At 56.0% G+C, this 6,768-nt stretch carries 6 protein-coding genes and 1 pseudogene; 5 read left to right on the forward strand and 2 right to left on the reverse strand.

Going from position 1 to position 6,768, the window contains the following annotated elements; translation table 11 throughout:
• Positions 1-86 (reverse strand): transposase (locus AC1D2N_RS35840; RefSeq protein ID WP_477944861.1); only part of this gene is annotated, 86 nt, incomplete at its 3' end.
• A 204-nt stretch (positions 87-290) separates the two neighbouring features.
• Here AC1D2N_RS35840 and AC1D2N_RS35845 point away from each other — a divergent pair.
• Both AC1D2N_RS35845 and AC1D2N_RS35850 read left to right on the forward strand, forming a co-directional pair.
• Positions 291-1,658 (forward strand): purine-cytosine permease family protein, encoded by a 1,368-nt coding sequence (locus AC1D2N_RS35845; RefSeq protein WP_065277147.1) that lies wholly within the window; start codon positions 291-293, stop codon positions 1,656-1,658.
• 51 nt (positions 1,659-1,709) lie between these two features.
• A complete protein-coding gene (locus AC1D2N_RS35850; RefSeq protein WP_165406194.1) occupies positions 1,710-2,390 on the forward strand; it encodes a cysteine hydrolase family protein in 681 nt (226 codons plus the stop codon).
• Positions 2,391-2,722: 332 nt separating this feature from the next.
• Here the strand turns inward: AC1D2N_RS35850 and AC1D2N_RS35855 are convergent, their stop codons facing one another.
• Positions 2,723-3,778 carry a TlpA disulfide reductase family protein gene (locus tag AC1D2N_RS35855; RefSeq protein WP_065277145.1) on the reverse strand — a complete coding sequence of 352 codons (1,056 nt, stop codon included), beginning with the start codon at positions 3,776-3,778 and terminating at the stop codon, positions 2,723-2,725.
• A 768-nt stretch (positions 3,779-4,546) separates the two neighbouring features.
• On the opposite strand from AC1D2N_RS35855, the gene fdxB reads away from it, so the two are divergent.
• The 3 genes and pseudogenes from fdxB to AC1D2N_RS35870 form a co-directional block, all read left to right on the forward strand.
• Positions 4,547-4,840 (forward strand): ferredoxin III, nif-specific, encoded by a 294-nt coding sequence (fdxB, locus tag AC1D2N_RS35860; RefSeq protein WP_477982994.1) that lies wholly within the window; start codon positions 4,547-4,549, stop codon positions 4,838-4,840.
• An 18-nt stretch (positions 4,841-4,858) separates the two neighbouring features.
• Positions 4,859-5,215: pseudogene (locus AC1D2N_RS35865) on the forward strand (RNA polymerase factor sigma-54); the annotation flags it as partial.
• A gap of 406 nt (positions 5,216-5,621) precedes the next feature.
• A partial coding sequence (locus AC1D2N_RS35870; RefSeq protein ID WP_477982996.1) for an RNA polymerase factor sigma-54 occupies positions 5,622-6,768 on the forward strand: 1,147 nt, incomplete at its 3' end.

The following is a 6,768-nucleotide window of genomic DNA, read 5'->3' on the forward strand; positions in this document are numbered from 1 at the left end:
CGGCAGAGGTCGGCCGCCTTCGCGCCAGCCTCCTGCTCCTTCAGCACACCGATAATCTGCTCTTCCGTAAATCTCTGCTTCTTCATTCGTCCGTCCCTTAATAGGCCGGACTCTAATCCATTCTGGAGGAAATTCTCAGTGGCAGGTCACATTTATTCGCGATCAAAATCTTGGTATACCAACATACCGTATTATGATATACGAAACTTCGGCCGCGCTGCGGCTGCAGCCGTTTGGAGGCAAGAGGCGGCTTGCAAAACTCGTAGAGTAATAAAAGGGGAGCTAAAGCTATGGAAATTGAGCAGCGTACGATCGACTTTATACCTGAGGCAGAACGATACGGAAAAGAACGTGATCTGTTTCCGGTCTGGTTTGGGGCAAATGTCAACTTGACCTCGCTTGTAACGGGAGCGCTTCTGGTCAGCATGGGCTTGAACCTGTTCTGGGCCGTCTTTTCGATTGTTGTCGGCGTTTCCATCGGTACAATCCTTGTAGCATCCCATTCCGTGCAGGGTCCGCGGCTTGGCATCCCTCAGATGATCCAATCTCGGGCGCAGTTCGGCGTGTTGGGCGCGATCTTCCCAATGCTTTTCGTCATGTTTATCTATTTCGGCTTCAGCGTCAGCAACACCCTGCTTGCCGCACAGACGGTGTCAGGCGTCGTAGCGGTTCCACGCTCAGTCTCGATCGTGGTCTTCACTCTGCTGAGCTTCGTCATCGCGCTTTACGGCTATAAGCTGATCCATGACACGCAGCGCTGGCTCACCTGGATCGCTTGCGCGATCTACGCTGTTGTCTTCGTTATCGTGCTGAGCAATCCGCCCAACCTCGACTATTGGCTGCCAATAGCCACAAAGCCAGCGCTTGTCTTTGCCGGTATCGGCGTAACCTGCACCTTTGCCCTGTCGTTCGCGCCCTACGTCGCGGACTATTCGCGATATCTGCCGAGCAATGTTTCTTCGAAGAAGGTGTTTTGGTACACCTTCGCGGGCATCGCTGTTGCACTTTTCGCGATGATGCTCCTGGGTGCGCTGCTGGCGGTACAGATCCCCACCTTCAGCGACAACTCCGGTGGTAGTCTTGCTATGCTGTTCGGTAGTTTTTCGCCGATCTTGTATGTGCTGATCGTCTACGCGCTTCTGTGCATCAACGTGTTCAATTTCTACGGCGCGTTCATGGCAGTAGTGACAACCATACAACCCTTTGGAAATATGCGTTTCGGGTCAACGCAGCGGGCCGTTGTGATGATCGCGATTGCGATCGCCAATGCTGTCCTGTCTTATTTTGGCGACGGCGACTTCTCGACCATGTTCTTGAATTTCATCTTTCTGATGAGCTATGCACTCATCCCCTGGACCGCAATCAACCTCGTTGATTATTACGTCTTGCGGCGTGGACAGTACAGCGTAGCGGACATTTTCGATCCCGACGGCATCTACGGCCGATATAATCCTATCGCGATCGGCGCGTTCGTGTTTGCTGTTCTGGCCGAAATCCCTTTCATTTCGATGTATTACTACACGGGCCCTGTGGCTGCTTACCTGGGCAACATCGACTTGGCATGGATCGTCGGCGTGCCTGTCGGAGCTTGCCTCTACTACTTCCCAATGCGAGCACGGTTGAGCCGGACGGGTTCTGTGCAGACTGCCACGGAATAGTCAACCTGCGGAGCCGCAGCCATGCGGCTCCATCCCGCAAAGGATTGTTCAGTGCAGCCACTCTACACCCTGCCCAAGATCGAACGGCCAGCGCTTTTGGTGGTCGATATGCAGAACGATTTTGTACGCGCTGGCGCACCCTTCGAAGTTCCCGCCGCGCAAGAAACGATTCCGTCGCAACAGCGCCTAGTCGGAGCCTTCAGAGAACACGATCTGCTAGTTGTATTCCTCCAATGGGTCGGAATAGAAAACGATCCTTACCAGCGCATGCAGGACAAGTTCACTTGGGCGCGGGGGCTAGCCGATGATATCAAAGGATGTCGTCCCGGGCATCTACGCTACTATGAAGATATCGAGGCGGATAGGGATTGTTGCGCCATCATTGATGAACTGACCCCCACCGCAGATGAGATTCAGCTGACAAAACGTGGCTACGGCGCTTTCTTGGGGACCGCACTGGATTCGATCCTGCGGGACCGGAATATCGATGGCGTCATTATAACCGGCGTCATGTCCGAGTGCTGTGTCGAAGACACCGCGCGCCAAGCCTATCAGCTTCATTATCCAGCGGTGGTGATCAAAGACGCGGTGGCCACATATGACCCGCGCGCCACAGCCACAATGCTGGATGTCGTGGATAAGAATTTCGGATGGGTTGCTGACACCATAACGGTGATCGACTGGTTAGACGCCGCTCGCGGGGGCAGCGTGCTTCCGCCTTTACCCACGTAGACCAACAGCCCGTTGCCCTCCGATAGAGTTGGCATTTGAAACCCACTGCGAACGTTGCTGGATTGGGGACATAGCGATTGCAACGGAGGCGATCCCACTATCGAAGTCTTCCCACGCGTCAACACGTGCGAATGCCCCCTACACATGTTCCCCTGCACATCTGCTCACGCACCGCCAAGGCGACCGATGAGCCTTCATTGAACCATTGGGCGTAGATGAAAAGGAACGCTAATCGTTCGCCGGAATTCCCGTGGGCGCTGCCTAAACMGCGCCCACGGGTTCCTCTTTTCAAGCCTGGTTCTGCGGATCCTCAGCGAATTCCCTCGTATCTCTTACCCCTTGTATTCGGCCAGGGCCGCCTCCAATTGCGCCAGGTATTCTTGCTTTACGTCGTCCGGAAGCGACTCACCCTCGACCAGCTCCAACGCATGCGCGATCGATTCAACTGCCCGATCTTTGTCGCCGCTCTCATAGAAGTAAGGGGCAATTGTCGCGTAAGAACGCGCGCGTGAGATGCCATCTTGTTGCGGACACAGTGTCTGAATGCTCTCCAAGAGCTCCTTGCCCATCGAAAAGCGTTCCGCAAACGGAAGGCAGGAGTAGTCGTACGGTGAACCGAAGAGTTGCTGCATCGCCGCCAGAAGCCACTCACCATCATTTTTTTCTATCGCATTTCGGGCAAGTCGGGCCAATACAATCCAGCCCGCCTCAAAGTCGTGCATTCTTCCGAGCAACAACTCGACATGAGCTTCGCGAAAAGGCAAATTGTCTGGGATTGCTTTGATGCCCTCTTCAATTGTCGAGAGCGCCGTCTGAAAGTCCTTAATGTTCACCGCCGCAATCGCGCGGAAAAGGAGCACTCCTTCAAGCCACTTCTCCTGGGCATTTTTCGCTTCTGCGCTGGTGTCCCAACTGCCATCCATGACTTTTATCAAAACGCGCTCGAGTAGGTCCGGGTCCTCAGGATCCGGGTAGCCAATATGGGCGATGCTGTTGTCTCGGTCGACGACGAATATCGTTGGATCCGCGAAAGATCCGCCGGCAACCCACCAAAGCTTGTTCATTTCACCTGTATGTTCGAATGCGATCGGGATCGTCGGATTCGGAAGCTCTTTGTTTAGCCACGTGTCCACCCGCGCGCGGGCCTCGTCAGCCGTTGCAACCCGCTCCCTTGCTGCAACTCCGAGGGCCTCAAGTCCGATATCCCTGTATTTCTCCTGCAACTGCCCCAGGTCGGCAAGGGACTTCGAGCAAAATCCGCAGGTTGTCGCGAAGAGTGCAACGATGTGTATCTTGCCGCGCTCTAAAGCGAAAATTGGATTGCCACGTATCCAGGTGAGCGTTTCGATCGACGGAGCTAGAGAGCCAATTAGGAAATGGGCCTTCATTTTATTCTCCAATTCTAGTTCGCCTGGAGTGTGGTAGCCATGATGCCAGCCTCGCAGACAGGGGTCGTCTGGCTTTGCGCTCCCCCTAGCACTTGGCGTGCCAATCAAACGACGATGCAAAAAGTCATCAGATCCAGTGGCTCCACCGTAAATGCAGCGGCCCGCGGGACCAGTAATAGTGGCGCGAAACCGACAAACTCGACGGGGAGTGTCCCAATCAGGCCATTTGTCGGGGAGTTCGAGATATTGGCTGTAATCGGCCTCGACGCGAACGCGGCCGCAGGATCGTTTAGAGCAGAGAACGCCTCTCATAGCCCTCGAAACAAGCCATGTGTGAGGCTGTAATATAATCGCGTCCTCGGCGCTTACTGGGGATGTTCCCCCTCGCGCCGAGGACCGAAGAACCGCCGTGTGTCATCAATGAGACACGGCGTACAACATTGTCACGACATCCCCAGCGTCAGCGACCTTTTTCAGTCTGTTATTTTCGGCATCTAAAGAGCTGAAATTGCACCACATTGAAATTCACCATTCATTTTTGAACGGCTTGGCACGACGCTTGAAAATCATTCTTGGGTAAAGACGGCAGCTCGAGTGGGTGCTCCGTCGCTTCGGAAGCAATTCAAATGGCTGAAGGGAATACCATGGTAGCGATCCGTGAGACCTGTTTACAGGAAAAGCATCCATGTCTCAACGGCTCTGAACCGACCTTCAAGAGCAATGCTAGATCGGCCTTACGCAAAAGACCTCGCTGCACAGGAGAACACGATGGTGGATTCATTCGTAAGCCGCGACGGATCTAGATGGCTCCCGGAATATCTGAGCCAGATAGACGCAAGTTGCATTGGCTGCGGCCGCTGTTTCAAAGTCTGTTCGCGTGACGTCATGCACATTCGCGGCATCACCGACTCACTCGAAATTTTACGTGACGGTGATGGAGCAGACGATGATGAGGTCGAGCGATTGCTGATGATTGTCGATCACCCCGGCCGATGTATCGGTTGTGGCGCCTGCGCCCGCGTCTGCCCGAAGAATTGTCAGACTCACATCACGTCCGACTAACGGGACCAGGAGTTTCCCATGACCTCTTCGGCCAAACTTTCCCACCGTCAGACTCCGCCTTTGGTGATGACACCGGAACTGATGCAACCCATCCAGTTGCCGCAGATGGCTCGTTTCGAACTCAACCAGTTCATCACCCTAGAAGTCGAGAAGAACCCGCTGCTCGAATTTCCGTCGAACGACAGCGAGGCAGGCGGCGAGTACACGCCAGCCGGCGATGAGCAGTTCGGCCACTCGCCGGAGGACGCCCGCGCGGACGATGGCGACGATAGCCGCACCGACGCGCTCTCGAGCGGTAGGTATGACAATGGCGGCAATGCCAGCACCAGCCGGCTGAGCGACGAACTCGACGCCGATTACACCATTTCTCCCGACTGACAAGGTCTGCCAAGTGGCTCTGGCGCCTCTCCGACGAAACCCTGTAGCAAAGAGGTCGAAAGCGGACAACGAAGAGCATGCCCAGTTGGAAAGGTGACGTTTCTCAGACTGGCATCGCTCTTGCTCGCGGAATTGAGCTTTAAAGCGTCATTGGAGTTCGGAATGTCCAGAGTGATTAGTAACCTTATGGCCACCAACACCGCGCCTAAGAGTAAGCGCTTGCCTACCCGCAGACAAGCCATGCCGATGATCCAGCGTTCACCGAAAATGGGGGATCCTCCGATGAAAGTAATCGCTCCTGTGGGCACACTGCTCTTCTCCGTCTCCCTTGCCGCCTGTGGCGTGGCATTCGGTAGTCCGATCCTTGACCTGACAACGTTTTCCTAACGACCAGGAGGTTTCCATGGCTTTGTCCGCGAATCTATCCCTGCGCCAGACCCAGTCCCTGATGATGTCACCGCAACTGATGCAATCCATCCAGTTGCTCCAGATGACGCGTGCCGAACTCAACCAGTTCATCGCCCTGGAAGTCGAGAAGAACCCACTGCTCAATTTCGCGAACGACGGCGAGTACACGGCAGGCGATGACGAGCCGTTCAGCCACTCGCCGGAAGATGCCGGCGCGGATGATGGCACCGACAATCGTGAGGATGCGCTTTCCAGCGACTGGTATGACAATGGCGGCAGCGCCAGCACGAGCCGGCTGAACGACGAGCTCGACGCCAATTACACCAATGTCTTTCCTGATGACGGCGCCCCGCAGCGCCTCGATGCGCCGGAGCTCGTCACCCAGTGGAAGTCGATGCCTGGCAGCAGCGAGGGCGCCGATTATAATCTCGACGATTTCGTCGCCGGCCAGGTATCGCTGTGCGATCATCTCGCCCAGCAGATCCCCTTCGTCCTGCGCGATAACAGCGACAGCTTGATCGCAAAATGTCTTGTCGACCAGCTCGACGACTGCGGTTATCTGCAGGCCGATCTCGTCCAGGCGGCCGAGGCGCTGGGCACGAGCCCTGCAAGGGTCGAGCGCGTGCTCGCCACCCTCCAGAGCCTCGATCCGCCAGGTGTTTTCGCCCGCAGCCTCGCCGAATGCCTGGCGATCCAGCTCAGGCAGAAGGACCGATACGATCCGGCCATGCAGGCTCTTGTCGAAAATCTCGAACTGCTGGCGCGGCGCGATTTTGCCAAGCTGAAGCGGCTCTGCGGCGTCGACGAGGAAGATCTTCTCGACATGCACGCCGAGATCCTGCAGCTCAATCCGAAGCCCGGCAGCGGTTTCGAGGCAGGTGTTTCCGAAGCGATTATGCCGGATGTGGTCGTCAGAGCCTCCTCGGAGGGCGGCTGGCTGGTCGAGCTCAATCCGGATACGCTGCCGCGCGTGCTGGTCAACCAGTCCTATTTTTCCCGGGTGACAAAGAACGGCGAGGATCACGCCTTCCTCTCCGATTGCCTGCAGAGCGCCAACTGGCTGACGCGCAGCCTCGATCAGCGGGCAAAAACCATCATGAAGGTGGTAAGCGAAATCGTCCGCCAGCAGGACGCCTTCCTGC

It is taken from the genome of Rhizobium sp. P1_B8, assembly GCF_056406515.1.

Coding starts and splice junctions, on each gene's coding strand:
- fdxB (WP_477982994.1), top strand. CDS start 4,547: ATGGTGGATTCATTCGTAAGCCGCGACGGATCTAGATGGCTCCCGGAA.
- AC1D2N_RS35855 (WP_065277145.1), bottom strand. CDS start 3,778: ATGAAGGCCCATTTCCTAATTGGCTCTCTAGCTCCGTCGATCGAAACG.
- AC1D2N_RS35845 (WP_065277147.1), top strand. CDS start 291: ATGGAAATTGAGCAGCGTACGATCGACTTTATACCTGAGGCAGAACGA.